The organism is Dethiosulfatibacter aminovorans DSM 17477 (genome assembly GCF_900142005.1).
Classification (GTDB): domain Bacteria; phylum Bacillota; class Clostridia; order Tissierellales; family Dethiosulfatibacteraceae; genus Dethiosulfatibacter; species Dethiosulfatibacter aminovorans.
In genome coordinates, this window is sequence record NZ_FQZL01000011.1 from 55,726 (window position 1) to 80,801 (window position 25,076).

Here is a 25,076-nt window from a genome sequence, read left to right on the forward strand (position 1 = left end):
ATTAATGATGTTGATAGAATGATTGCTTATGCAGAGTCTAATTTTATGTAAAAATGGGCTTTCGATGATTATTCGACACTGTTACAGTATAATGGGTGACAGCTATAAGTGTTGAAAACAGAGAGGTTGAGGCTGGAGCCGAAGAGTGTCGAGAATTAATAAAATGCTTGACTTGACAGCGCGAATCTGTTTTAATGAATTAATTGAATATTTAGTTAATTGATTATGTATTCATTATTGTGATGGAAATAGTTTTAAGGTGTTTGTATTTGAAGCGGATAGCTTTGAAATAGGAGATTTGATTATGTTTTTAATGATAGACAATTATGATTCATTCGTGTACAATCTGGTACACTATTTTGAGGAGCTTGGAGAAGAGATAGAGATTCGCAGGAACGACTGCATAGATATGGATACAGTTGAAAATATGAATCCTGAAGGGATAATAATATCGCCGGGACCCAAGGACCCAACTGAAACGGGAGTGTGCGAGGAGATAATAAGAAGGTTTGCCGGCAGGATACCTATTTTGGGCGTTTGCCTGGGACACCAGACCATAGGTCATGTTTTTGGTGCGAGGATTGTCAAGGGGGAGAGGCCTATGCATGGAAAGATCTCCCCTGTAAGCCACAAGGGAAAGGGCGTCTTTAAAAACATCGTGTCGCCGTTCACTGTCACCAGATACCATTCATTGGTAATAGACGAAGATACTTTACCTATTGAACTTGAGGTTACGGCTGTAAGTGACGATGGCGCCATAATGGGAATCAGGCACAGGGAATATCTGCTGGAGGGAGTTCAGTTCCATCCTGAAGCGGTCTTGACGCAGCATGGACATGACATACTCGGAAATTTCGTGGACATGTGCAGGAAGGAGGAATTCATAAATGCTGTCTAATGTTAAAACAACCTATTTTGAGTCCAGTCTTTCAAGTTATGAAATATACAGAGCTGTAGAGAAGGGTGACGATTACATCCTGCTTGACAGTTCCAAGAAGGATTCGAAATACAGCCGCTTTTCTATAATGGGAGCAAATCCGTTTCTTTCAGTTAAATATGAAAATGGCATTGTTTTTGAAAAGGACTACAGGCTGGGAGAAAAGGAATGGAGGGAGGTTGAAGTGGACAGTATTTTCAACCACCTCAACAGACTCCTCAAGAAACACAAGGTAAAGAACGGAACGGATCTTCCATTCGTAGGTGGAGGACTGGGATATTTTGGATATGAACTTTCAAAGGAACTTGAAAATATTCCTGAAAGTGCAGAGAGCATAGTGGATGTTCCGGACTGCTATTTTGTATTTTACGACAATGCGGTATTGCATGACATAAGGAGTAATATGGTTCATATTACTGCGCTGGGGATACTGCAGGACGAGAATGAATCAATGTTGGAGCTGGAGAACAGAATATGGGAATATAGCCCGGGGCGTAGTCTTCCTGTCTGGAACGAGACTGAGAAGCCGGTATTCAGTTCGCCGTTTTCAAGATCTGAATACATGGAGGCGGTTGAATCCATGAGAAAATACATAGAGGACGGCCATATATACATAGCAAACATGACCCACACCTTCACAAGTTTTTACGACAGGTCGCCGGAGGATACTTATGAAAGGCTGAGGCATATCAATTCCGCACCCTTTTCTGCGTACATGCCCTTGGACGGATTCCATATACTTTCATCTTCCCCCGAAAGGTTTTTGGAAATAAGGAACAAGAAGGTTCAGACCAGACCCATAAAAGGCACGATACCCAGAGGAAGGAATCCTGAAGAGGATGAAGAAAACAGGATCAAGCTTAAAAACAGTGAAAAGGACAAGTCGGAGCTTCTCATGATAGTAGACCTTGAGAGAAACGACTTGAGCAGGGTATGTGTTCCTGGAACAGTCAAGGTTACCGAGCTGTTCGAACTGGAGGAATATGCTACCGTGTTTCATCTTGTTTCCACTGTGGAGGGAATGTTAAAGGATGACTGCAGCAGCGTGGACTGCATCGAGGCGGCATTTCCCGGAGGGTCCATAACCGGAGCACCCAAGATTAGGGCCATGGAGATAATTGAGGAGCTGGAAAAGACCAGCAGGAACATATACACAGGTTCCATAGGCTACCTTGGATTTGATGGAAATGCGGATTTCAACATTATAATAAGGACCGTGCTCCTAAAGGATGAAAGAGCATATATTGGAGTAGGCGGAGGAATAACCTGGGAGTCTGACCCTGAAATGGAATATGTCGAAACCCTGGACAAGGCAAGAGCTCTTTTCAAGGCTTTGGATGCAGACTATGTAGAGGACCGATGCAAGTCGGATCAGTCATTGTATAAAGCACATGGAGGAAGGTGTAGCTGTGGAAATCAATGATGTAATAATGGAATGGAACGACGATTGCAAGAAAAGAATAGATATTGATGACGGTATGAGATACGGTCTGGGATTTTTTGAGACAATTCTTGTGAAGGACAGGGCGGTTTTTCTCAGGGAGCATGTTGAAAGGATAAACGGAAGCCTGGAGACATTCGACATAGAGAAGAGACTTACAGAGGAACTTGTACAGGACATAATCAGGGAGCATGGCATAAGGAATGAAGCTCTTAAGATTGTTGTCACTGAAAGGAACATAATAGCTTCGAGAAGGGATTTGTCTTATGGAAAGGAATACTATGAAAGGGGAGCTGACATTGCTGTCAGCAGCATTGTACGTTCCAGCGCTTCCTTTCTGGTAGGACACAAGTCCATGAACTATGGCGACATGATACTGTCCCTTAGGAATGCCAAGAAAAAAGGATATGACGACTGCCTTTTCCTGAACGAGGACGGTTGCATTACCGAGACTGCAATTGCCAATATCTTCATCGTCAAGAAGGGAAAAATACATACTCCCAGTCTTGATTGCGGACTTCTTCCCGGTGTTGTAAGGAGATATATAATTGAAAATCACGATGTAAGGGAAAGTCATCTGACACTTGAAGATTTGTACTGCTGCGATGGAGCATTTTTGACAAACAGTCTTGTTGGAGTGATTAGGGTCAACAGCATCCTTGGAAGAAGGATACCTGAGAGTGCAATTGTAAATGATATTTCGAATGAATACGTTGATCATATGGGAAGGTGAAGTGATGGATTGTAAATACATGGATGCAGTCGACAGAATATTAAATGATAAGATGTATCGGGAATGTCTTGGCAGGATATGTGAAATTGAGAAGGACAGGAAATTCTGCAGACACAACATGGCCCATTTTCTGGATGCATCAAGAATTGCATACATAATGTCCCTTGAGGATGGAGCAGTCATTGAGAAAAACCTCATTTACGCCACGGGGCTCCTCCATGACATAGGAAGACACGAGCAATATTTGAGGGGAGTACCACATGAGGTTGCAAGTGCTGAAATAGCTGCGGGAATATTAATGGACGCAGGCTATACAGACGAGGAGACTGTGTATATAACAAAAGCCATACTGGACCACAGGAATCCTGAGGTGAAAGATGAAAAGAGTCTTTCGGGATACATTTACAGGGCGGACAAGAAGTCGAGAGCTTGTTTCAATTGTGCATCAACGGACGAATGCAACTGGTCTGAAGATAAAAAGAACATGAAGATTATTCTGTAGGAGGATACAGTGAGGATAGGTAATAAGGATTTTGATTTTGATAAAGAAGCGTATATAATGGGCATACTGAATGTTACGCCGGACTCCTTTTCTGACGGTGGAAGGTTCAATTCTGTTGATGAAGCCCTTAAGCAGGCGGAGAAGATGATTGAAGAGGGAGCCCATATTATAGATATAGGCGGAGAGTCCACGAGACCCAGCCACGACAAAGTGGAAATCGATGAGGAGATTTCAAGAGTAGTACCGGTGATTGAAGCCTTGAGAAAAAGGTATGATGTGCCCGTTTCAATCGATACATCAAAGAGCAGGGTGGCGGAAGCTGCACTGGATGTCGGAGCAGATATGATAAATGATGTCTGGGGCTTTAAAAGGGATGAATATATTGCAGGAGTGGCCAGAGACTTTAATGTTCCATGCTGTCTCATGCATAACAGGGTGAAATCGGGATATGTAAATCTCATGGAAGAAGTACTTGACGAGATGGGTGAAAGTGTTCAGATAGCACTTGACGCCGGTGTATCCAGTGAAAAGATAATGATAGACCCGGGAATAGGATTCGCAAAGACTCCTGAGGAAAATCTGATTGTCATGAAGAATCTGGAGATGTTTGGAAGATTCGGCCTGCCTGTTCTTCTGGGAACATCCAGAAAGTCAATGATAGGATATGCCCTTGATCTGCCTGTAGGAGAACGGCTTGAAGGTACAATTGCCACTACAGTCTTCGGATACATGAAGGGATGCAGGATATTCAGGGTCCATGACGTCAAGGAAAATCTGAGGGCACTTAGAATGGTGCAGGCAATGAGCTAGGAGGATGAAATGGACAATCTAATAATCAAGGGACTTGAGCTCTTCGGATTTCACGGTGTGAATCAGGAGGAGAAGGCCATGGGACAGAAATTCATAGTCGATGCTGTCCTCACAATGGACATGGGGGAAGCCTGTGAAGGGGACTCCATTGACAGCACCATAAACTATGCAGTACTTTGTCGCGAGTTGCAGAATGTATTCACATCGGAAAAGCACGATCTCATAGAAAGGGCTGCTGAAGTCCTATGCGAATACGTGCTCATGAACTACGGAAGAGTAGACAAGATCGACCTGACTCTGAAAAAGCCCTGGGCGCCTGTCCACATGCCTCTGGAATATCCGGCTGTGAGGCTGGTGAGAGAAAGGCATGTTGCATACCTGGCACTTGGCTCAAATTTGGGGGACAGGGAGGAAAATCTGAAAAAGGCTGTTGAAGCCATTGAGGGTAGCAGCCACACGTCGGTGCTTAAGGTGTCCAAATTCATAGAGACCGATCCTGTGGGATATGAGGACCAGGACCCATTTCTCAATGGAGCGGTGAAGGTGGAGACGCTGCTGTCGCCTAAGAAGCTCATAAGATGGCTTCTTTCGATAGAGGAGGACCTTAAGCGTGTGAGAACCATTAAATGGGGACCAAGGACAATAGATCTCGATGTCATCTATTATGACGATATGGTGTCCGACGATGAAGAGATAGTGCTTCCGCATCCCCGGATGCACGAGAGGGCCTTTGTACTGGATCCGATGAATGAAATAGCTCCCTATGCATTACATCCAATATTGAAAAAAAGAACTTTTGAGCTCCTTGATGAAGTGCTGTAAATAAGGAGCGGCTATAATAGAAAATGCATCCTTGAGTTGAAAAGAAATCAACTGCAGGATGCATTTTTGTTGTGTCAGCTGCTTTTTCCCAGCAAAAATTCGAACTGAGTTGCTTCACGGAGTTTACCGGTGTCAAGGCCAAGAGCCTCCAGCACGGCAAAGGCAAATGAAAAGGTTGCGGCGGGACCGTTCCCGGTAACTATGTTGCCATCGGTTTGGACTACGGACCTTTCGTAGTTTGCTGACTTCAACTCATGACTGACTGTGGGATAAGAGGTCACTTTTTTTCCCTTGATCACTCCTGCCTTTTCCAGGACTATTGGAGCTGCGCAAATTGCTGCCACTACCTTGTTTCTGTCAATGTATTTCCTGACTATGTCTATTATTCGGTTATCATTTCTCAAATCGTATGCGCCGGGACCTCCAGGAAGCACGATGGCGTCATAGTCATCATCCATTTCTTCGAATCTTAAATCGGCTTCGATTTTAACATGGTGGCTTCCTGTTACATAATCGTCATCACAACCGATTATATGGCATTTAACATCCATTCTTCTAGCCATGTCTACAATACCCATCATCTCGAGCTCTTCGAAACCATTCTTAGCCAATACTGCTATTTTCATATAAATCGACTCCTTTACATTTGTTTTGTTATCAATACAAGTATACAATGAAGCAGCAAGTTCATTCAAGTCGAGATGAATGAACTTGTTGTTATTCATTAATTTTACACAACCATAATTTTCCATGTATTTCGAAATAATCAACAAATATGATATAATGATAGTATTGAAAGTTTCTTCGTCAATCCTTATGGGATGACATTTCATTTTACAAAAGACTTGCTTAATCATACTGAATTTTTTCAAAAGATTAATATTCACGGTTTCACTGTGCAAAAGTTAAAAAATGATAGGAGGAATAATTATGCATGTAGAAGACAAATGTCCCGTAACCGGACACGGCAAAAAAACAATGGCAAGCAGCGGTACTTCAAACAAGGACTGGTGGCCCTGCCAGTTGAATCTCAACATTCTCAGGCAGCATTCGTCAAAGGCAAATCCTATGGATGAGGATTTCAACTATGCTGAAGAGTTCAAGAAGCTGGATCTTGAGGCAGTCAAGAAGGACCTTTTTGATCTCATGACAGATTCACAGGACTGGTGGCCGGCAGACTACGGGCACTACGGACCACTTTTCATTCGGATGGCCTGGCACAGCGCAGGCACCTACCGCATAAATGACGGCCGGGGAGGAGCAGGCACCGGGAATCAGAGGTTTGCTCCGCTGAACAGCTGGCCGGACAATGTAAACCTGGACAAGGCAAGACGATTGCTTTGGCCAATCAAGAAAAAATATGGCAGAATGATATCCTGGGCCGACCTTATGATACTGGCAGGAAACTGCGCCCTTGAATCAATGGGATTCAAGACTTATGGCTTCTGTGGCGGCCGAGAGGATATATGGGAGCCTGAAGAGGATACCTACTGGGGAGATGAAAGCGAGTGGCTTGGAGACAACCGTTATTCCGGTGACAGGCAACTTGACAATCCATTGGCAGCAGTACAGATGGGACTCATATACGTAAATCCCGAAGGCCCCAACGGCGAACCCAATGCTGTTGCATCAGGAAAGGATATCAGGGAGACCTTTGCGCGTATGGCCATGAACGACGAGGAGACTGTGGCCCTCATAGCAGGAGGACATACCTTCGGCAAGTGCCATGGTGCTGGAAGTGCCGAACATGTAGGACCCGAACCGGAAGCAGCTGGCATTGAAGAGCAGGGACTTGGATGGAAGAGCAGCTATGGTAAAGGCAAGGGAAGAGATACCATTTCAAGCGGTATTGAAGGTGCCTGGAATCCTACACCTATCAAATGGGACAACAGCTATCTTGAAACCCTTTACAAGTATGACTGGAATCTTGTAAAGAGTCCCGCAGGTGCATGGCAGTGGATACCTACCGATCCGGCAGCGGCAGATACCGTGCCTGATGCGGAGGATCCAAAAATGAGGCATGCTCCTATGATGACAACTGCAGACCTTGCACTCAGGATGGATCCAATATATGGACCTATTTCAAAAAGATTCCTTGAGCATCCTGAAGAGCTGGAAGAAGCCTTTGCAAAGGCCTGGTTCAAGTTGACACACAGGGACATGGGTCCCAGATCCCGTTATCTTGGTCCCGAGGTTCCTGAAGAGGTGTTGATCTGGCAGGATCCAGTACCTGAAGCTGATTATGAAATGATTGACGAGAATGATATAAAAGAACTTAAGGGCATGATTCTTGCATCAGGCCTTTCCGTATCCCAGCTTGTTTCAACAGCCTGGGCGTCTGCTTCGACCTTCAGGGGTTCCGACAAGCGAGGAGGAGCCAATGGAGCCCGTATCCGACTTGCACCAATGAATGGCTGGGAAGTCAACCAGCCTGAAAAACTGGGACCGATTCTGAAAACTTTTGAGGTTATAGTCAACGAGTTCAACAATTCCCAGTCGGGAAACAAGAAGGTTTCGATGGCCGACATGATTGTTCTGGGCGGATGTGCCGGTATAGAACAGGCGGCAAGGAATGCCGGTATGGAAGTGACTGTACCCTTTACTCCCGGACGTACCGATGCAACAGAGGAACAGACTGACAAATATGCATTTGCAGTGCTGGAGCCTGCTGCCGACGGATTCAGAAACTATACAAAGGCCAAGTTTTCCATACCTGCAGAGGAGCTTCTTGTCGACAAGGCACAGCTTCTGACACTGACTGCACCTGAAATGACAGCTCTCATAGGCGGCATGCGTGTTTTGAATGCCAACTACGGACAATCGCAGCGGGGAGTATTCACCAACAAACCGGAAACACTTTCAAATGATTTCTTTGTAAACCTTTTGGATATGGGCACCGTATGGGAGGCGACAACCCAGGATGGAGACGTTTTTGACGGCCGCGACCGAAAAACCGGTGAACTCAAGTGGACTGCAACCCGTGTGGACCTTGTTTTCGGGTCTAATTCACAGCTCCGTGCGCTTGCTGAAGTTTATGCCTGCGACGATTCCCAGGAGAAGTTTGTAAATGATTTCATAGCGGCATGGAACAAGGTTATGAATGCAGACAGATTCGATGTAAAACTAAAGGAGACAGTGACAATTTAAGGTCTTGAATGGAATATCAAGGTACCTGCAGTGGAGGAATTGAGTATTTTTCCGGTGCTGGTACCTTTTTGCATAATGAAAACTATAATCTGCTATGTAATATAAAAAACAATAGTGAACATACTTTGTTTGACCGTGAAAGCTGACTCGTGATACAATTAAACTGACAGAAATGTCAGTTGTTTTTTTGAATTGATTTCCAAATGGAAGGATTGATAATTGTGAAAAAACTAAACCTCAGACTTTTTAGAATGATAATGCATTCAAGAGGTCAATACATATCCATTCTTATAGTTGTAATTGCGGGATTGTTCATGTACACCTTTATGGACAATGCCTCAACCAGCCTTGAAAGTTCGATGAACGAATTTTACGATGTCACAAACTTCGGTGATGTGTTTGTTGAACTCATGCAGATTTCAGACAAGGAAACAGAAGAACTTGAAAAACTAGAAAATATAGAATCCGCGGAAGGCAGGATTGTTTTTGACGCGCCGTTTTTATCCGAGGATAAGGATGAGAAGGTGACCTTGAGAATAGTTTCCGCAGATGCCGAGCTCAACAAGATCAGTCAGCTTTATGTTGAGGAAGGAAAACGCGAAATAGAGGAAAGGGAAATACTCCTTCTTTCACAATTCGCCACAGCACGGGGAATTGAAATAGGCGACGAAATAGACATACAGATTTTCGGAAGGAAATATACCTTTGAGGTCAAGGGGCTGGTGGCACATCCTGAATATGCATATATCATGGAAAATGAGCAGACCATATTCCCCAGACCTGACAAATTCGGAATTGCCTTCATTGAAAAGGAATATCTCGGTAAGATAACCGGTCTTACGGGGAAATACAATGATGTGGTCTTGAAGCTTGACAACTATGACAAACTTAAGGATACCAAGAAGGTTCTTGATGAAGAACTTGATAAAAACGGACTGAAAAGGATAATCGAGAAAGAGGATCAGTTGAGCAACAGTATTCTTGTTGCTAAAATTGATGGCATAAAACAGGTTTCAGGATTCATCCCTGTAGTATTTCTATTTGTTGCAGCAGCAATACTGGCAGCCATGATATCAAGGAATGTGAAGAAGGACAAGGTGATAATAGGTATATTGAAAGGGCTGGGATATTCCAGGACAAAGATTATCGCCCACTATACAATGTATGCTGTGAGCATAGGAATTGTAGGCGGAGGAATCGGCACCATCCTCGGTACACTGATGTCAAGGGCCATGACCATGCTTTTCCTTGAATATTTTTATATACCGGTCATGAAATTCACAATATACCCTGAAAACATAGCCCGGGCAATGATTCTTTCCTCGATATTCTGTACCTTTGCCGGCATGTTCGGAGCCAGGAAGGCTGTATCCATGACTCCTGCAGATGCAATTAGAGATGAGCCGACAGTAACGGGACACAGCATATTTATGGAAAGAATAACTTTCATATGGAACAGGTTGACTTTTTCATGGAAGATGATATACAAGTACATATTCAGGGAAAAGAAGAAGTCCGTATTCATAAGTCTAGGTGCGGCTTTTACGGTAGCCATGGGAATGATGACCTTTTGGATGATAGACATGCTGACAGTAGTCTTCATAAATTATTTCGGCGGTTTTCTGGCAATGGACTACAGTGTTGAGTTCATGCAGCCGGTAAATGAAAATGCACTGAAGGATCTTGAAAAACTCATTGGTCCGGACTTGATCGAGGGAAAGATTGAGCTTCCCTTTGAAATGCAATATGGACGGGAAAAGATATACGTCAAAATTGTCGGTGTTGAAAAGGACACTCCTTTCTACAAATTCAGGGATTTTGTCGGGAACGAGGTGCCGCTGCCTGATGAAGGAATGATCATTTCATCAAATCTGGGAACTGTATTGGGAGTTGATGTTGGAGACCGGATCCTTGTCAGAAACTTCATTCCAAATATGGACGACGTGTACATTGAAGTCAAGGGGATGGTAAATCAAAATCTTGGCATAAACGGCTACATGAATATAAATTATATGAGAGAAACACTGGCAGGAAAGAATACGCTCACCGGTGCCCTGATGATGACGGATGAAAATATATCCCAGGAGCTGAACGAGCTGAAAAATGTAGGAGGCTTCCAATCCATGAATGACATGCAGGACATGTTCCTGGAATATCTGGACCTCACAAAAATCAGCATATCTTTCATGGTCTTCTTCTCCGGAATACTGGGATTTGTAATAATATACAGCATGACAATGATGAGTATTCATGAGAGGAAGCTGGAATTTTCATCATTGAGGGTTCTGGGTTTCACAAAAGGTGAGATATTCAACATAATATTGAGGGAAAATGCAGTGATGTCACTCGTGGGGATGGTTTATGGCCTTCCAATGGGAAAAGTGATTATCGACTCCATGAGGACAATATATGTAACGGATATGTATGTATTCAATGCACCGATTACCGTGAGTCTAATAATCAAGGCGATACTGTACACAATACTGTGTCTGACGCTTGCACAGCTTACCACATACAGGAAGATAACAAATCTTGACTTCATTGATGCACTCAAGAGCAGGATGACATAAGGTTCAGTTGTTAGGCATTTAAATCAGTTGATTTTCCGGAAGGGATATGCGTACAATTTGTAATGTATGAAATAGTTTACATTTAGTATAAAATATTATATAATATAGGTAGGAAGAAAGGTTAAGTTTATTTGATCAATTACAATTGGAATGGCTTGAATAGTTATAAAAAAGGTGATCTTATGTCAAAGAAGTTGAGACAATCCATTATACATTTGATAATCTGGTCAATAGTTGCTGTGGGGTTCATTCTGATTTTTTCACGAGCGAATACCATAGTAAACTGGACGGACAACAGGGCTGAAAAGATAATATTGGCGATACTGTTTCTGACAGGATTCGGAGGAGATGCCATACTTGGAATGGCATTCAGAGGGAAAGGCAATGAAGTCGACAGTGATGAGAGGGATGCAGCAGTGACTGGAAAAGCGATGGAAGCAAGTTATATAGTGACACTGCTTTATGTATTCCTGGTTACAATAAGCATATACACTAAATATGAATCTGCAGGCACGGTTAATGTGGGATGGCTTTGGTTCATCGCCTACAGCCTGGTCATAGTGGCCAATGTTTCCAGCTCAATCTGCACTATTATAATGTACAAAAGGCTGGGAAACTGATGAAGAAGGAATATACACTAAAAAACAATATCAGGAAGATCAGGAGAGGCTTCGCAGACATAACCCAGCAGGAGCTTGCCGATGCAACAGGATGCACAAGGCAGACAATAGTTGCACTTGAGAAGAACAAGTACAATCCTTCCCTTATTCTTGCAATGAGGATATCCAAGGAGCTGGGAGTCAGTGTTGAGGAATTGTTTGAACTTAAGGATGCTAATGGAAATCGTTGAAATCCGGCTGTTGTTCCAGCCATATCTTGACATACCGGTTCAACTGAAATATAATTTATTTAACGACTGCGCACATTTTTTTGCAATGTGTGCTTTTTTTAGGAGCATAATATGAGTGAAATAATACTTGTGACAGGTGGTGCAAGAAGCGGCAAGAGCACTATTGCTGAAAAGATACTGCTTGGCAAGAAGGAAGACATACTGTATATAGCGACTTCCATTGCCTTTGACGAGGAAATGGTGGACAGGATAAAAAAGCATCAGGAGAGACGTGATGAAAGATGGAAGCTGGCTGAGACCTACAAGGATTTTCACAAGCTTGTAGACAATGACGATTTCAAGAAATGCAAATATATTTTGCTTGATTGCATAACTGTAATGCTTTCCAATAGGTTATTCGACAAAAGGTTGGGTAATGAAACTGATCTTGATGAGTATGATGTACTGGAAAGTGAAATACTTGAGGATATTGAAAATCTTCTTAAAATATCCAGGGAAAACGACAAGACAATAGTCATAGTGACAAACGAGCTTGGAATGGGTATAGTGCCTATTGACAGAATCAGCAGGATGTATCGAGACATAGCCGGGAGGATCAATCAAAACATTGCATCCCAGGCGGACAAGGTAATACTGGCAGTTTCAGGTATAGGTGTTGATATAAAAAAGCTTGAAATAGACGCATAACAGGCTGGTGGATTATGGAATTGATGACAGTCAGGGATCTATCAGTGGTACTCATGGGAGATGCATACATGGTTGTGGCCTGTGATTCCTGTGGAGGAATCGGACTTAAGGAACACGATGTAGTGAAGTTGTCTCCCGACAGGATGGCATATATAACCATGAATGTAATATGCTGCGAGCTTGCCTCCTTGCGGGTGAAGCCTTCAGTAATAATAAACAATGTTTGCGCAGAAATGGATGATACTGGTAAAATGGTAATAGAAGGAATAAGGGAATATATGAATGATTACTTTCCTGAGATGAAATTCATCCTTACCGGAAGTACCGAGGAGAATTTCAAGACCGTACAGACAGGTATAGGTCTGTCAGTAATAGGTTATAAGAGCAGGGATGATTTTTCACTTCCAGAAAGCAATGCTGGAGACCTTGTAGCAGTAATTGGAATCCCAAAGGTGGGCCAGGAGGTAATTGACGATGGAGGAGAGATTCTCAATTCAAAAGAGTTGTGGAAGCTCCTGGATTCAAGGTGCATAAATGAGGTGATACCGGCAGGTTCAAAGGGACTTTTTTATGAACTGCAACAGCTGAATGTTGCTGATGAAGCTGAATTGCTGCTTTACGACGATGCTGAAATTGACCTAAAAAAATCAGCAGGACCGGCAACTTGTGCTGTTGTCACTTTACCAAAGGAAAAAAAAGATGACTTTGAAAATTGTCTGACCATACCATATGAAGTGATTGGTGAAATAAGAACAAAATAAACTTACAGGATGATTTTATGAAAAATAATATGAAACAGATAATGAGAAGTTTGTCCATGATGATTGCTTTCTTCACGAGGATACCAATGAAATATGGACATGAATTCGACGAGGATGATTATTGCATAGGCATAATGTTCCTTCCTGTGATCGGACTTATCATAGGTTTGGGACTTTTTGTCCTTAAACATGCATTGTTTTTTGCCAGTCCATATGTAGGCGGCCTCGTGATGCTTATATTCTACATATGGATAACTGGAGGCCTTCACATAGACGGTCTAGCTGATACCTTCGACGGCATCTTCAGCGGAAGGGACAGAGACAGAATGTTTGAAATAATGAAGGACAGCAGGGTTGGTTCCTTTGGGGCAATATCCATTTCACTTCTTATGATTAGCTATGTGATTCTGTTTGCAGAAAATACTCCGGGAGCAATACTGATGATGGGCGTTGTAGGAAAGAGTTCGGTACTGTCATCTGCTTCCATTTCAAGCTATGCAAAGGAAGAAATGGGTCTTGGGACAATGTTTGTTGAAAACTGCGGCGAGAGGGAAAGATATATAGGAATACTGTTCACTGCACTGGTTTCAGTGTTTGCAGGATATAAGCTTATGATACCGGCTGGTATAACTTTTGTTCTGGTTGCATTGATTACACAGTATTTAAAAAAAGTTTTGGGAGGAACGACTGGAGATACAATGGGATTTATTGGTGAGTTGTCACAGATAATATTCCTGATTTTATCTTCAATAATATATTGATATGGACAAGGGATATGTACACTTGTATACAGGTGACGGAAAAGGGAAAACAACTGCTGCCTTTGGTTTGGCGCTGAGGGCTGCCATGTCCGGCAAGAAGGTCTATATAGGACAGTTTGTGAAGGATATGGAGTACAACGAAACAAAAATTAAGGATATTGTGGATAACATTGACATAGAACAGCTGGGCAGGGGATGCTTTATATTTGAAGACCCTGCTGAAGAGGACAAGGAGGCTGCCAGGGAAGGACTCAGGAAATGTACTGATGTATTAAAGTCCGGAGAATACGATATGGTAATTCTCGATGAACTTACAATAGCATTGTATTTCAAGCTTTTCGATGTTGAGGATATTATTGAAGCCATAAGGAACAGGGATGAAAAGGTGGAAGTTGTAATCACGGGAAGATATGCTCCAAAAGAGCTTTATGACCTGGCGGATTTGGTTACGGAAATGAAGGAAGTAAAGCATTACTACAGCACTAAAGGTCTTTTAGCGCGGGATGGAATAGAACGTTGATGCATATGGTATGAAAAATTTGAAAATTAAATGTCAAAAAAATGAGACTCAAGTAAGAGTCTCATTTATTTTTTCTGCAAAATCCTTTGCTCGTGTTCTGATGTTTTCAATCTCCAGTACAGCTCCGGGATCGTTAGCCGTTTCCATCATTGAAAATCCCGGTGGAAGCCTGAAGGTCTTGTTTATGTTCAGGGCGCTTATTAGCTGCTCAGCAAGAATATCGCTTCCCGAATGACCTGAAACGATGATTGAGAATAGATACTTGTCATAAAACTGGGTTTTTCTGAAAAGTGCCGTCAGCCTGTTTATTACAGCCGACAGGTTTGCAGAGATTGAGTCGTTGTAATTTGGGCACAACAGCAGCAAAGCATCGCATGACAGTACCGCTGGATATACATCTTCTACCATTATACCTCCATAATAGCATCTTTCCTGCTGGCCGTAGTGGCTGCAGGTCTTGAAGGGACATCCTATGCAGTCTCTTACAGAGCCGTTTTCTATATGGATTTCATTTACGTGTATTCCTTTCAGGTTGCTTTTTACCTCTTTCCAGAGCATTAAAGTGTTTGAGGTTCTCCAGTTGCTTGAATGCAGGACTAGAAGTTCAGGTTGTTCATTCCCGGATTTTACGGGTTTGTTTTGTACAAGCCTGTTGACGAGGTCTGTAGATGACTTGAGGCAGGCTTCTTTTAGGCTGAGGTTTTCCGCCATGGCTATATGGACCAGGTTTTTCATGGAACCAGTAACTTCAAGCATGGGTCTTCCTATGAATGAAGCGCCGGACTGATTCAAATAAAAGATTATTCGTCTTCCAATGGATTTGGTGAACAGCTCCGAATCTCCGTGTATGAGAACCACTGCTGAAGAACCCTTGAAAAAGTCCATATCTGCTGAAATTTTTTTTAGCATTTCCATCAAGGGAATGTTTATACCGCTTTTGTCTATATAGACTGAAAATACAATCTTCCCGTCATTGATTTTATCAAGTTTTTCCAAAGTGTCTATTGTTTTATATTTCTTGTCTTTCAGAGAAACAGCGTGTATTTCCCTCTGGAGGTCAGACATTTTTCCAGGACATATCAGATACAGATCATTCATTGAAATCCCTCAGTTTGTTGTAAGTGGTCAACAGTCTCTTTTCAAGTTCCTTGTCCATCTTGATTCTTTCAAGTTCCATTCCCGTTTCAAGATTCCGGTTTTTGCTTCCCATGTAGGCTCCGCCAATGAAGTTGGAGCTGTAATGCCACTGACCGGTCATTGTTGCCAACAGTGAAATGGCTCCCGATGAAAGGGAAGGGGCAATGTATGGCTTGTAGCCCAGGTCCCTTATTGCCAGGTTGGCCTTCACTGTCTGTTCCGTAAGCTTCAATGAATTTTCATTGTTGTAGTCGTAGATATTGTCAGCTATCACAAGGTCCTTTCCGTGGGGACCGAATGCTCTTCCTTTATGTTCATATTCCTTAAGTTTTTCATCCTGTTTTGAATAATAGATTGCCCGTGCATTCATTACTCCAAGACCATAGCCCTTTATCTGTTCGGGGAACAGTCCCTTGTTGTCCCAGTTTCCGTTATCATCCGTATTGCTTTCCTTGAATACTGTGTAGCACAGCTGGTCCACTGGGTCCGATACTACAGAGAACCTTCCCTTGAAATTATTTTTTCTTGCCAGTTTTGCATATTCCCTTATTATCTTTGCATTTTCTTCAAACTGTACCATCCTTACATCCTTTACCGAAGTGCCCACGGGAGGCACTCCCTTGGATGCACAGAACACAAACATGTCACAGTTGAAAAGATCGTCATATTCAACTATCTCAACTTCAGGAAGATTGTTGTTGAATGGCAGGGATACCTGGTTCATTTCAACTTCCCACCTTTTCTGGTTTTCTGGAATCCTGTCATGGATGCCGATTCTAGATATGGTGTTTCCTCCAAGCAGTTTAAGACCTATTAGGAGGGTGCTGCCTACATCACCAAGGGCAAGGATGTTAACCTTCCATTTTTCAGGTGTGGTATAGTCAAGTAAATCTCTCCATTTTGGATAAGTCGTATTGATATATACAACCTGTCTGTTTGAAATCTTCAGAGACAGGTTTTCAGGAACTGCAGGTTTGTTTTCCGGAGTCTTGAGCAAATCCAGGTTTTCCTTTTCGGCAAAAAGAAGAGAAGAATCTGAAATGCAGAAACTTCCTCTTGATTTGTTTAGGGGCAAGGACCCAAGGAAATATATTGTATTATCGCCGCTGAAGAAATCAGTTCCTTCAGCAGCCTTGAGATTTTTTTGCTTTGTAAGTGAAAACAGCTTTTTGTTGTTAAGTGAATAGTAAAAGATTTTCATAATGCACCTACTTGATTATTTTTCTGAGTCTTTTCAGTTCTTCTATATCGTTTTGGATATAAACTGACGGGTTTTTGTTGTAGTCGTAATGCATATTGCTGCCCTTGTATGGGAATCTTGGTGAGATTGTCACTTCTCCAAGCCTGCCTAGGGTTAATGTTCTTTCGTATATCTTCTGGTATTCTCTTTCAATTGTTTTCATAATGTCCCGTGCATTTTCAAGACAGGTCATGGACAGGTCGTATATTTTTTCCTTTTCCGTATCCCTTATGAAATGGGGTGCAACATAAGGCAATATAAGATTTATTGATTGAATCAGATTGCCTTTTTCATTGTTCGGCTTAAGGAGAGTATCTCCACCCAGGAACGGACACAACAGGTTCTCATTAAACCAGATTCTTAGGTTTGGTATGAAGTATGCAGAGTCCACATCGCGTCCTCTAACATCCATAAGTTCCTTTCCTCTTCCTGATAATATTCCTACAATGATTTTTTCCACAGGAATATTTTCCTTCCTGAAAAGCGGGCTTACCGCCTTTATCCTGTAGCCCTTGTGAAGAAGGTCGTCTACAAGTATTACCGGCCTGTCGAAGGACTTGATTGTCTTTATCTGATGAGGAAGTGCAGGATAATTTGGATATTCACCTATGGTGAAATCATCAAGGTCCTCAAAAAACATCTTTTCGGTATGCAGAGATTTTGTAACTGTATTGGGAACTACCTTGCCCTGCATTATGTTTCCGAATGGAACACACATGGCTTCTCCCAGCTGTCTCTTTTCATAAGGGATGTTTGATACATTGTTTGACTCGCAGATTTTCTTTATCATCTTGTGGTGAAGCATTTCATTGTCAAATGACAGTACCAGGGAGCCCGGATAAAGATTGGTCAATGCTTTTTGAAGCTTTTTCCTGGATTCCTGCACTACTTTCTTAACCTTGCTGTTTTTACTGAAGGGCTCCTTCAGGAAGCTTTTAAGATTAAGCATCAATGATGCAGTTTTTCTCATGTCCACACCGTATACAGGCAATCCGAAGTTTTCAACCGGAAGTTTGACAAATCCTTGCAGGTCCAGTATTTCGGATATCTTGTTGGAATCCAGGTTGGTAAGTATGTTGTGGTAGACCGCATAGGTAAGGTCTTCTTCCAAACCGTGGGACAAGGTTTCCGTAATTATGATCTGTTCAATGTCTTCATTGTTGTATTCCTTGTTTGTATATATACCGTCGATTATCATTATTCTGCCTGAAGCAGCTTCTCTTATATGTTCCGTTACATTGGTGTTTTTGAATTCCCTGTAAAGCTCTGTAAGCTTGATAAAGTGGAAGGCGGAAAAACCGATTATCTTGCCTTCGTCCCTTGATTCCCTGATAATCAAGAATTTGATATGCTTGTTGTTTATATCTTCGCCCATATTTTCATAAAGGTCCGTATGAATGAATATGTGGTGGCCTATTTCGTTTATTATCTGGACGCTCAAGTTTTCCACAATGTCAATGTCCAGTGAAGTGGTTTCAATAAGGGACTTGTATTGAGGCTCTCTTGGGTACAGGTTGTAGTCGTAGATGAACTTTTGTGCCAGGGGGTCAATAAGATTTGATATGTCCCTGTTTTCATCAATAAGTTCCCTTATGAGTGATGAACTGATATCTTCCATATGGACGGGAAGCATAAGCTCGAGAACATCTCCCTTGATCTTTTTTACCATCTCGTCAGATTTCGCTGCTTCCTTATCGGTGGAGAAGGAGCTCGCTCTTTTGAAAACCACATGGTTCATGGAGTGTATTGAAGATTTGGACACCCTTTTGTGGTATGCACTGGCGTTGACGATTACGTCGCTGCCTACGACAATATACACTTCCTTTTTGTTGAATATTTCCTTGAGGGATGCAATATCCTTGTTGTTTGCAATATTGATCGGTATCTCTGAAGGAAAGAGATATACATCCAGTTCATCAGCAATTGACAGGTTCACTATCTGCCTTCTCAACAGCCTTGGCTGTGTCTTTTTTGACCAAGAGAATTCATCAATTGCAAGATAGACTTCAAATCCATGTTCTTTTATTTCCTTGACTATCTGCTTGTGACCAATTGTAAACGGGTCAAAGGTGCCGGGGAATATTGCAATTTTCTTGCTCTGCTCAAGCTCTATTTTCCCTATGAAGAAGCTGTAGTCACTTATGAATCTGTATATGTGGTTAAGGGATGCCGAGTTGTTGATGAAGAAAACATCTTCAAGGTTTTTCTCTGACAGTAGTGTAATGAGTTTCTTGCTTATTTTCTGGTATATCTGGCATTTCATTTCAAGGGAAAGATACTGTGAATCAAAGATGTTCTTTCCGATAAAGAGGAATGATTCCTGCTTTATGTTTTCGTCATAGTTTGAGAGACCTGAAAGGAAAAGACCCAGTATTCTTATAAGTCTGTTTTCAAATACATTATTGTCTTCTTCAAATCTTTTTGGATAGTTATGGTAATGCTCAATGATTACACCCATCGTGTTAAGTATAAGTGGTATGGTACGTGAGCTTTTTCTCTTAACGTGTTTTTCCAAATCATCGATTGATTCGTCAAACTCTTTGGGATGGAGATAAAGCATGAATTCGCCAAGGTATCTCGGTATGTATTTTGAAAATTCATAGCCTTCGATTTCAAGTCCACGAACAAGCTCTATATAGACATCGTTTCGCTGGTCTACGGAAAGGAGAGGTGCAAGCTTCAGGAGTGTCCGTCCTGCCTGGTTTCTCACAAACTCAACAGCGCTTACCTTTACAAGATTACACAGGTGGGTAGCTGTATGGAGTCTTGATACTGGTGAAATATATTTGATGAATTTATCTATGTACTTGATATTTGTTGATTTCACTATCCATGGTACTGCGGTTTTAAGGTTCATAAGGAACAGGTCCGACAAGTTTCTTGAAGTTTCATAGAGCTTGGTTTCATAAAATTCCATAGTGTCACTATCAAGCTCAAGGTTTTGCGCAATTTCATACTTCAGGAAGGTTTTGCACAGTTCGTCCTTATGGTTCAGATTTTTAATATGGTTTACGATCTTGTCATATTTGCAGGCGTCCTTGCCTAGTAGGTAAGTTATCCTTTCTATTGTATCCAGTGTTATTGTTGCTATAAATAAATCACGGTCATAGAACTTGACAAGAAAATCTACAGCCCTGTCTACCTGGTCTTCTCTCAAATCCGGGTAAGGCAGTCTCCAAAGGGAATCCAGTATTATAAATATCTTTTCCTTGTCGCTCTCGTTTTCATCAAGGTGATCAAGGTATATATCCACATATGTATGGAGGCTTTCCTTGTTGCATTTGTTGAAGAATGATCCCATCAGCGTTTTCAGTGAATAACCTATCCATATCTTGTGTTGTGCAATAATCTTGTGGTCCGGATTTATGACCATGTCAAGATATTTGTCCCACAAAACGATACTGTCAATTTCAGGCTTGTCAAGCTGTTTGTCCTTGGGAACCTCTTTTCTGTATTTGTCGTCAAAGTTTGCTATTGTCTCACCCAGTATTTCGGAAGCTTGTCTTCTGATATCCCCCTCCCGGTGCATAAGTAGCTCATACATGAAGTTCAGGGTAAGGAGCTTTTGCTTGTGGGTAAGATAGGTGGTATATTCATTGAATACATTAAGATAGGACCTGATGTTTTTCCAGCTTTTTTCACTTCTGGCAGATTCAAGAAGAAGGTTCAGCGATTCGTTTGAACTCAGCTTGTACATGAGATCAATATTGTGGCTTATAGCCATATATTTGAAATTTTGTGTTATTTCATCTTCAAATAGAAGGGCATTGTCCTTTTCTTCAACGTATCTTAGCTCTCTGTTTACAAGAGTGGTATCTACTCCCTTGCTTATCATGAAATCCTCAAAGTCCTTGAGTTTTTCGTAGACTCTTCTATATCTCTTTTCCTTTGTCTCATCTACATTATCCAGCTTGTCCAGAATTACTTGGAAGGAATCGGAAAGTGAGTAGATGTTCATTTCATATCCGTTTTGCGTTTGCTTGTTTTTAACTCTGAAATCCGCATAAATCAGTACCAGGGATTCAAGTGGAAGGTTTTCCAGTTCCAGGTCCCAGGTGGAATGGTTAAGAGCAACGTGGCCTATTTGAGGAATTCGGAACTTTTTGAACCACAATTCAGTGTAGTAGTAGTGGTAGTATGCGACTCTTTTTTGTTCTTCTCCAACACAGCCGTATTTTCCAATATCATGTCCTGCCGCAGCGCCTGATACTCTTCCGAGATATATTGGTACCCCTGCTTCATTCAATTGTCTTGCTACATGGATGGCAACATGGTGAACTCCTGCAATATGGGAAATCGTATTGTATCCCGTAACTTCATAGCCAAGACGCATAAGCTCGTATACATAGTTTTCATCAAAGACCTTTCTGAATCTCAAGTATTCACTGGGATTTCTCAGGCCTTCTATTTCTTCCTGCGTAAGGAATTCAAAGTCCATGAATTTATTGAATTCCTGGTTCTTCCTTTGGGAAATAAAGATTGTTTTTAAGATTTCAAGATATATGATTACGGATTTCTCATATTTCTTCAATAGATTTATGTTTATTGCATGAGGATAGGACATATTCAGAACATACTGGTATGTATAGGTCAGCCAGTCTTCCTTCTGCTCGTTGGCAAGATTGTTCATTATGTCGATGCAAAGGTTAAGAATATTATTGCAGGTAAATTCGTTCTTATTTACAAGAGTAGATAATTTGTTAACGAAATGTTTATTCAAAACCAAAGAATGCATTTTTTCTTCAGTCATCTCAATTTTATTTAAAAATTCTTTATCGGTTAAATTGCTTAAAATATCTCTGTGTAATTCGTTTAAAGTAAGTCTACTCATAATTTCCTCCATTTTTATATCCCTTTAATTTTAACATTTATAGTCATCTACGTAAAGTATTATTAGCGCTTCGTCCACTTGACATATCAACTTCTGAGTGTATAATATTTACATAATAAACAGGGAGGAAAAAATGGCTTATACTCCGCAGTATGTAAAGATAAAAGAATATATAATTGAAAATATAAAGCATGGAAATTTCAAGCCGGGGGAGAAGATTCCTTCTGAAAAGAACCTTGGCGATATATTTAACGTCAGCAGGATAACAGCAACGACAGCGATAAGGGATCTTGTCAAGGAAGGGTATGTGTACAGGATACAGGGGAAGGGAACTTTCGTGTCCGAGAAAAAGATAGAGAATGTCAGGAATCACAATGCCTATGGGTTCGAGAACAACAGCTCTCTCAATGAAGATGTCCATGAAACCAAGTCTGTCAGGGTAATCAAGGTAGGCAGTGAGTTTTCAGAAAAGATGGACCTTACGGAGACCGAGGAATTATACGAGATCATTAGATACAAGCTTGACGATGGAAAAGTCAATGCAGTTGAATATGTTTATCTGCCCCTTAAATACTATCCTTCCCTGAAGCTGAGGGAAGTGGAAATAGGTCATATTCACGACCTTGTAAAGGACAGTTGCTTTCTCAAGCAAAAGAAGGCAAAGGTCTATATAGAGCCTGTCATGCTTGATGAGGAGCAAAGTGAAATTTTGGGGCTTGACAAGGAAAAACCTGTTCTGCAGCTTGAAAAGACAACATTTTCTGTGGAAGACAAGATAATAGAATATTCAAGAAATATTATCAATTCTGACATATATAAGTTTTATATGGATTTGGATCTGGAGGCGTAAACATTAAGACCGGTTGCAGTAAAAATTAAATGCATCCGGTCTTTTCATATTTCTTGTAAGACGGGCTGTAGAAGCCCTCTCCTTGTTTTTGTTATGTTTTTAGTCGTTGTATCCTGCCTCAAAGGCTTCCTGGTTAAGCTTTACATATTTTTCCGGTACCGTCCTGGCTATTATTTCCTTCCAGTCGATTTCGTCGATTGAAAGAGCCTTAACCATTGACCCGAGAAGAACGATGTTCATGACTTTTGAGTTGCCAATCTTTTTTGCCATATCAAAAGCATTGAAAACATGAATGTTTTTGATCTTCTTCTTATATTCGTCAATTACCTCTTCAGGATATCCGCTGATACCAAGAGACACTGTGAAGGGCTCTATGGTGTAGTCGTTTACTATGAGTATGCCGTCTTTTCTCAGATATTCCAGCCATCTCAACGCTTCGGATTTTTCAAAGGCAACAATGAGGTCAGCCGTGCCTTTTTCGATTACCGGGGAGTATACCTTCTCTCCGTACCTTATCTGAGTAGTTACGCTGCCTCCTCTTTGAGACATGCCGTGGATTTCAGCCATCTTCACTTCATAGCCTGCATCTATAAATCCGTTGGATATTATTTTTGAAGTCAGTATTGTACCTTGACCCCCTACTCCCACCAATAGGATATTCTTGGTTTCTGACATATTATTCACCCGCCTTTTCTATTGCATCAAATGGACATACCTGCATGCATATTGTACATCCATTGCATTGAACCGTGTCTATGAATATCTTTTCGTTTTCATGGTCTATCTGCAGGGCGGGGCATCCTGTGTTTATGCATATCTTGCAGAATCTGCACTTGTCGTAATCCACCTTGCATTTCATGTCAACCCTTTCCTGCTGTACAGGCTTGAGAAGGGCACATTCCCTTCTGGTTATAATTACAAAGGGCTCTGTTGCTTCATAGCCTCTTTTAACTGCTTCCTTAGTAGCATCCAGATCGTAAGGGTCTACAACTACGATGTTGTTCTCCTTTACGCCACAGGCAAGACAAAGTGTTTCTATATCCACCTTCTGAGACATGTTGCCCATTGCACTTACACCTGTTCCGGGATTATCCTGGTGTCCGGTCATTGCAGTGATGCTGTTGTCAAGGATGATGACAGTTATTGGCGTATGATTGTAGGTCATGTTCAACAAGCCTGTAACGCCTGAATGGAAAAACGTAGAATCGCCTATCAATGCAAAAGGCTTGAGGTTAGAATTGTCATCATCAGCCTTCTCGTTTGCTCGTTGATATCCCTGTGCAACGGTAATTGAGGCGCCCATGTCTATTGAAATGTCCATTGCTTCAAATGGAGGAAGGTAGCCAAGCGTGTAGCATCCTATGTCTCCTGAGAAGAAGGCCTTTTTCTTGTATTTGCCAAGTTCGAAATACAAACCTCTGTGGGGACAGCCTGCACACAGTACGGGAGGTCGTAATGGCGGCTCGTTTTCAGCCGTGAAGGCTATTTCGGGCTTCACTCCCAGGAGCTTTTCTCTAATCAGTTCGGGACTGAATTCTCCGCAAATGGGAAAGAGATCCTTTCCTGTGCACTCAATGCCCCAGGATTTGATCTGAGTTTCCATGAAGGGCTCGTTTTCCTCAATTATATAGAGTTTATCCACTTTTTTTGCAAAACTCTTGATTTTTTCTATAGGAAGAGGATTTGACATTCCGATTTTCAGATATGATGCCTTATCTCCCATTACTTCTCTTGCATAGAGATAGGATACTCCGTTGCAGATTATTCCTATTTTAGTGTCGTGAATTTCTTCTCTGTTCAGAATAGTAGTGTTGCTGAATTCCCTGAGCTTCAAAAGGTTTTCTTCTATTTCAGGATGTTTGGCTCTTGAATGGGCAGGAACCATTACATATTTTTTCGGGTTTTTAATAAAGGTTTCGGTTTTCGGTACAATTCGCTCATTTAGTTCTACAGGAGTTTTTGAGTGGCATACTCTTGTTGTCAGTCTGAAAAGAACCGTCGTATTAAATTTCTCGCTTATTTCAAATGCGATCTTCATGAAGTTTATGCACTCCTGAGAGTCGGAAGGTTCTATGCATACTACCTTGGCATGTATTGAATAGAGTCTGTTATCCTGTTCATTTTGCGATGAAAACATGTTTGGCTCATCTGCAGTTATTATTACAAAACCACCGTTTGAACCGTGATAGGCAAATGACATGAATGGGTCTGCTGCCACATTGAGGCCCACATGTTTCATGGATGCAAAGGATCTTACTCCTCTGACTGCTGCTCCCATTGCAACTTCAGCCGCCACTTTTTCATTTGGAGCCCACTCAGCATACACTCCTTCGTATTTTGAAAAGTTTTCCATTATTTCAGTGCTTGGCGTACCTGGATATGCAGATGCAACCATTACGCCTGCTTCATATGCGCCCCGTGCAACTGCTTCATTTCCGGTCATTAATACTTTCATAACTTCCTCCTTCTTTCTTGTA

At 41.7% G+C, this 25,076-nt stretch carries 21 protein-coding genes; 15 read left to right on the forward strand and 6 right to left on the reverse strand.

The window, feature by feature from the left end; translation table 11 throughout:
• Positions 1-304 precede the first annotated feature (304 nt).
• From BUB05_RS08840 to folK, 6 genes are read left to right on the forward strand one after another with little or no spacing between them, the layout of a single operon-like run.
• A complete protein-coding gene (locus BUB05_RS08840) occupies positions 305-898 on the forward strand; it encodes an anthranilate synthase component II (protein WP_073049242.1) in 594 nt (197 codons plus the stop codon).
• Positions 888-2,360 (forward strand): aminodeoxychorismate synthase component I, encoded by a 1,473-nt coding sequence (gene pabB, locus BUB05_RS08845; protein ID WP_073049243.1) that lies wholly within the window; start codon positions 888-890, stop codon positions 2,358-2,360. The genes BUB05_RS08840 and pabB overlap by 11 nt, the downstream gene beginning before the upstream one ends.
• Positions 2,347-3,111, forward strand: a complete 765-nt coding sequence (locus tag BUB05_RS08850) for an aminotransferase class IV (RefSeq protein WP_175548535.1) — start codon at positions 2,347-2,349, stop codon at positions 3,109-3,111. Before pabB ends, BUB05_RS08850 begins: the two co-directional genes overlap by 14 nt.
• Before the next feature lie 4 nt (positions 3,112-3,115).
• Entirely contained in the window at positions 3,116-3,613 is a 498-nt protein-coding gene (locus BUB05_RS08855; protein ID WP_245819817.1) for an HD domain-containing protein, read from the forward strand.
• A 9-nt stretch (positions 3,614-3,622) separates the two neighbouring features.
• A complete protein-coding gene (gene folP, locus BUB05_RS08860) occupies positions 3,623-4,423 on the forward strand; it encodes a dihydropteroate synthase (protein ID WP_073049244.1) in 801 nt (266 codons plus the stop codon).
• Between the two features lie 9 nt (positions 4,424-4,432).
• A complete protein-coding gene (gene folK, locus BUB05_RS08865) occupies positions 4,433-5,245 on the forward strand; it encodes a 2-amino-4-hydroxy-6-hydroxymethyldihydropteridine diphosphokinase (RefSeq protein ID WP_073049245.1) in 813 nt (270 codons plus the stop codon).
• Between the two features lie 74 nt (positions 5,246-5,319).
• Here folK and BUB05_RS08870 read toward each other — a convergent pair whose 3' ends face one another.
• Positions 5,320-5,871, reverse strand: a complete 552-nt coding sequence (locus BUB05_RS08870) for a DJ-1 family glyoxalase III (protein WP_073049288.1) — start codon at positions 5,869-5,871, stop codon at positions 5,320-5,322.
• A 304-nt stretch (positions 5,872-6,175) separates the two neighbouring features.
• On the opposite strand from BUB05_RS08870, the gene katG reads away from it, so the two are divergent.
• The 8 genes from katG (at position 6,176) to cobO (ending at position 14,541) form a co-directional block, all read left to right on the forward strand.
• On the forward strand, positions 6,176-8,392 hold the full coding sequence (gene katG / locus BUB05_RS08875) for a catalase/peroxidase HPI (RefSeq protein ID WP_073049246.1): 2,217 nt from the start codon (positions 6,176-6,178) through the stop codon (positions 8,390-8,392).
• 221 nt (positions 8,393-8,613) lie between these two features.
• On the forward strand, positions 8,614-10,962 hold the full coding sequence (locus BUB05_RS08880; protein WP_073049289.1) for an ABC transporter permease: 2,349 nt from the start codon (positions 8,614-8,616) through the stop codon (positions 10,960-10,962).
• 182 nt (positions 10,963-11,144) lie between these two features.
• The gene (locus BUB05_RS08885; RefSeq protein WP_073049247.1) at positions 11,145-11,582 is read left to right on the forward strand and encodes a hypothetical protein; all 438 of its coding nucleotides are present in this window, start codon (positions 11,145-11,147) and stop codon (positions 11,580-11,582) included.
• Positions 11,582-11,812: a helix-turn-helix transcriptional regulator gene (locus tag BUB05_RS08890; RefSeq protein WP_073049248.1), complete on the forward strand. Its 231-nt coding sequence runs from the start codon at positions 11,582-11,584 to the stop codon at positions 11,810-11,812. The genes BUB05_RS08885 and BUB05_RS08890 overlap by 1 nt, the downstream gene beginning before the upstream one ends.
• A 111-nt stretch (positions 11,813-11,923) precedes the next feature.
• Entirely contained in the window at positions 11,924-12,499 is a 576-nt protein-coding gene (cobU, locus tag BUB05_RS08895) for a bifunctional adenosylcobinamide kinase/adenosylcobinamide-phosphate guanylyltransferase (protein ID WP_073049249.1), read from the forward strand.
• 14 nt (positions 12,500-12,513) lie between these two features.
• Positions 12,514-13,260, forward strand: a complete 747-nt coding sequence (locus tag BUB05_RS08900) for a hypothetical protein (protein ID WP_073049250.1) — start codon at positions 12,514-12,516, stop codon at positions 13,258-13,260.
• A gap of 17 nt (positions 13,261-13,277) precedes the next feature.
• Positions 13,278-14,021: an adenosylcobinamide-GDP ribazoletransferase gene (cobS, locus tag BUB05_RS08905; RefSeq protein WP_094762813.1), complete on the forward strand. Its 744-nt coding sequence runs from the start codon at positions 13,278-13,280 to the stop codon at positions 14,019-14,021.
• Between the two features lies 1 nt (position 14,022).
• A complete protein-coding gene (gene cobO, locus BUB05_RS08910; RefSeq protein ID WP_073049251.1) occupies positions 14,023-14,541 on the forward strand; it encodes a cob(I)yrinic acid a,c-diamide adenosyltransferase in 519 nt (172 codons plus the stop codon).
• 48 nt (positions 14,542-14,589) lie between these two features.
• On the opposite strand, the gene BUB05_RS08915 is transcribed toward cobO, so the two are convergent.
• Genes BUB05_RS08915 through BUB05_RS08925 form a run of 3 tightly spaced genes read right to left on the reverse strand, consistent with a single transcriptional unit; the run spans position 14,590 to position 21,749 of the window.
• Positions 14,590-15,639 carry a flavodoxin family protein gene (locus tag BUB05_RS08915; protein ID WP_073049252.1) on the reverse strand — a complete coding sequence of 350 codons (1,050 nt, stop codon included), beginning with the start codon at positions 15,637-15,639 and terminating at the stop codon, positions 14,590-14,592.
• The gene (locus BUB05_RS08920; RefSeq protein WP_073049253.1) at positions 15,632-16,879 is read right to left on the reverse strand and encodes a lactate/malate family dehydrogenase; all 1,248 of its coding nucleotides are present in this window, start codon (positions 16,877-16,879) and stop codon (positions 15,632-15,634) included. Before BUB05_RS08920 ends, BUB05_RS08915 begins: the two co-directional genes overlap by 8 nt.
• Positions 16,880-16,886: 7 nt before the next feature.
• On the reverse strand, positions 16,887-21,749 hold the full coding sequence (locus BUB05_RS08925; RefSeq protein WP_073049254.1) for a nicotinate-nicotinamide nucleotide adenylyltransferase: 4,863 nt from the start codon (positions 21,747-21,749) through the stop codon (positions 16,887-16,889).
• 133 nt (positions 21,750-21,882) lie between these two features.
• Here BUB05_RS08925 and BUB05_RS08930 point away from each other — a divergent pair, with 133 nt between their 5' ends.
• Complete coding sequence (locus BUB05_RS08930) at positions 21,883-22,599, forward strand: GntR family transcriptional regulator (protein WP_073049255.1); 717 nt, start codon at positions 21,883-21,885, stop codon at positions 22,597-22,599.
• 99 nt (positions 22,600-22,698) lie between these two features.
• Here BUB05_RS08930 and BUB05_RS08935 read toward each other — a convergent pair whose 3' ends face one another.
• Together BUB05_RS08935 and iorA are read right to left on the reverse strand one after the other, a co-directional pair.
• Positions 22,699-23,274 (reverse strand): indolepyruvate oxidoreductase subunit beta, encoded by a 576-nt coding sequence (locus BUB05_RS08935; RefSeq protein WP_073049256.1) that lies wholly within the window; start codon positions 23,272-23,274, stop codon positions 22,699-22,701.
• Between the two features lies 1 nt (position 23,275).
• Positions 23,276-25,054, reverse strand: a complete 1,779-nt coding sequence (gene iorA, locus BUB05_RS08940; protein ID WP_073049257.1) for an indolepyruvate ferredoxin oxidoreductase subunit alpha — start codon at positions 25,052-25,054, stop codon at positions 23,276-23,278.
• Positions 25,055-25,076: the final 22 nt, after the last annotated feature.

What these genes read in the sequence shown, in the direction of transcription:
- BUB05_RS08935 (WP_073049256.1), bottom strand. Translation starts at nt 23,274, where the DNA reads ATGTCAGAAACCAAGAATATCCTATTGGTGGGAGTAGGGGGTCAAGGT.
- BUB05_RS08915 (WP_073049252.1), bottom strand. Translation starts at nt 15,639, where the DNA reads ATGAATGATCTGTATCTGATATGTCCTGGAAAAATGTCTGACCTCCAG.
- katG (WP_073049246.1), top strand. Translation starts at nt 6,176, where the DNA reads ATGCATGTAGAAGACAAATGTCCCGTAACCGGACACGGCAAAAAAACA.
- cobO (WP_073049251.1), top strand. Translation starts at nt 14,023, where the DNA reads ATGGACAAGGGATATGTACACTTGTATACAGGTGACGGAAAAGGGAAA.
- BUB05_RS08890 (WP_073049248.1), top strand. Translation starts at nt 11,582, where the DNA reads ATGAAGAAGGAATATACACTAAAAAACAATATCAGGAAGATCAGGAGA.
- folK (WP_073049245.1), top strand. Translation starts at nt 4,433, where the DNA reads ATGGACAATCTAATAATCAAGGGACTTGAGCTCTTCGGATTTCACGGT.
- BUB05_RS08930 (WP_073049255.1), top strand. Translation starts at nt 21,883, where the DNA reads ATGGCTTATACTCCGCAGTATGTAAAGATAAAAGAATATATAATTGAA.
- BUB05_RS08870 (WP_073049288.1), bottom strand. Translation starts at nt 5,871, where the DNA reads ATGAAAATAGCAGTATTGGCTAAGAATGGTTTCGAAGAGCTCGAGATG.
- BUB05_RS08925 (WP_073049254.1), bottom strand. Translation starts at nt 21,749, where the DNA reads ATGAGTAGACTTACTTTAAACGAATTACACAGAGATATTTTAAGCAAT.
- cobS (WP_094762813.1), top strand. Translation starts at nt 13,278, where the DNA reads ATGAAAAATAATATGAAACAGATAATGAGAAGTTTGTCCATGATGATT.
- BUB05_RS08920 (WP_073049253.1), bottom strand. Translation starts at nt 16,879, where the DNA reads ATGAAAATCTTTTACTATTCACTTAACAACAAAAAGCTGTTTTCACTT.
- iorA (WP_073049257.1), bottom strand. Translation starts at nt 25,054, where the DNA reads ATGAAAGTATTAATGACCGGAAATGAAGCAGTTGCACGGGGCGCATAT.
- BUB05_RS08840 (WP_073049242.1), top strand. Translation starts at nt 305, where the DNA reads ATGTTTTTAATGATAGACAATTATGATTCATTCGTGTACAATCTGGTA.
- BUB05_RS08900 (WP_073049250.1), top strand. Translation starts at nt 12,514, where the DNA reads ATGGAATTGATGACAGTCAGGGATCTATCAGTGGTACTCATGGGAGAT.
- BUB05_RS08855 (WP_245819817.1), top strand. Translation starts at nt 3,116, where the DNA reads ATGGATTGTAAATACATGGATGCAGTCGACAGAATATTAAATGATAAG.
- pabB (WP_073049243.1), top strand. Translation starts at nt 888, where the DNA reads ATGCTGTCTAATGTTAAAACAACCTATTTTGAGTCCAGTCTTTCAAGT.
- cobU (WP_073049249.1), top strand. Translation starts at nt 11,924, where the DNA reads ATGAGTGAAATAATACTTGTGACAGGTGGTGCAAGAAGCGGCAAGAGC.
- BUB05_RS08885 (WP_073049247.1), top strand. Translation starts at nt 11,145, where the DNA reads ATGTCAAAGAAGTTGAGACAATCCATTATACATTTGATAATCTGGTCA.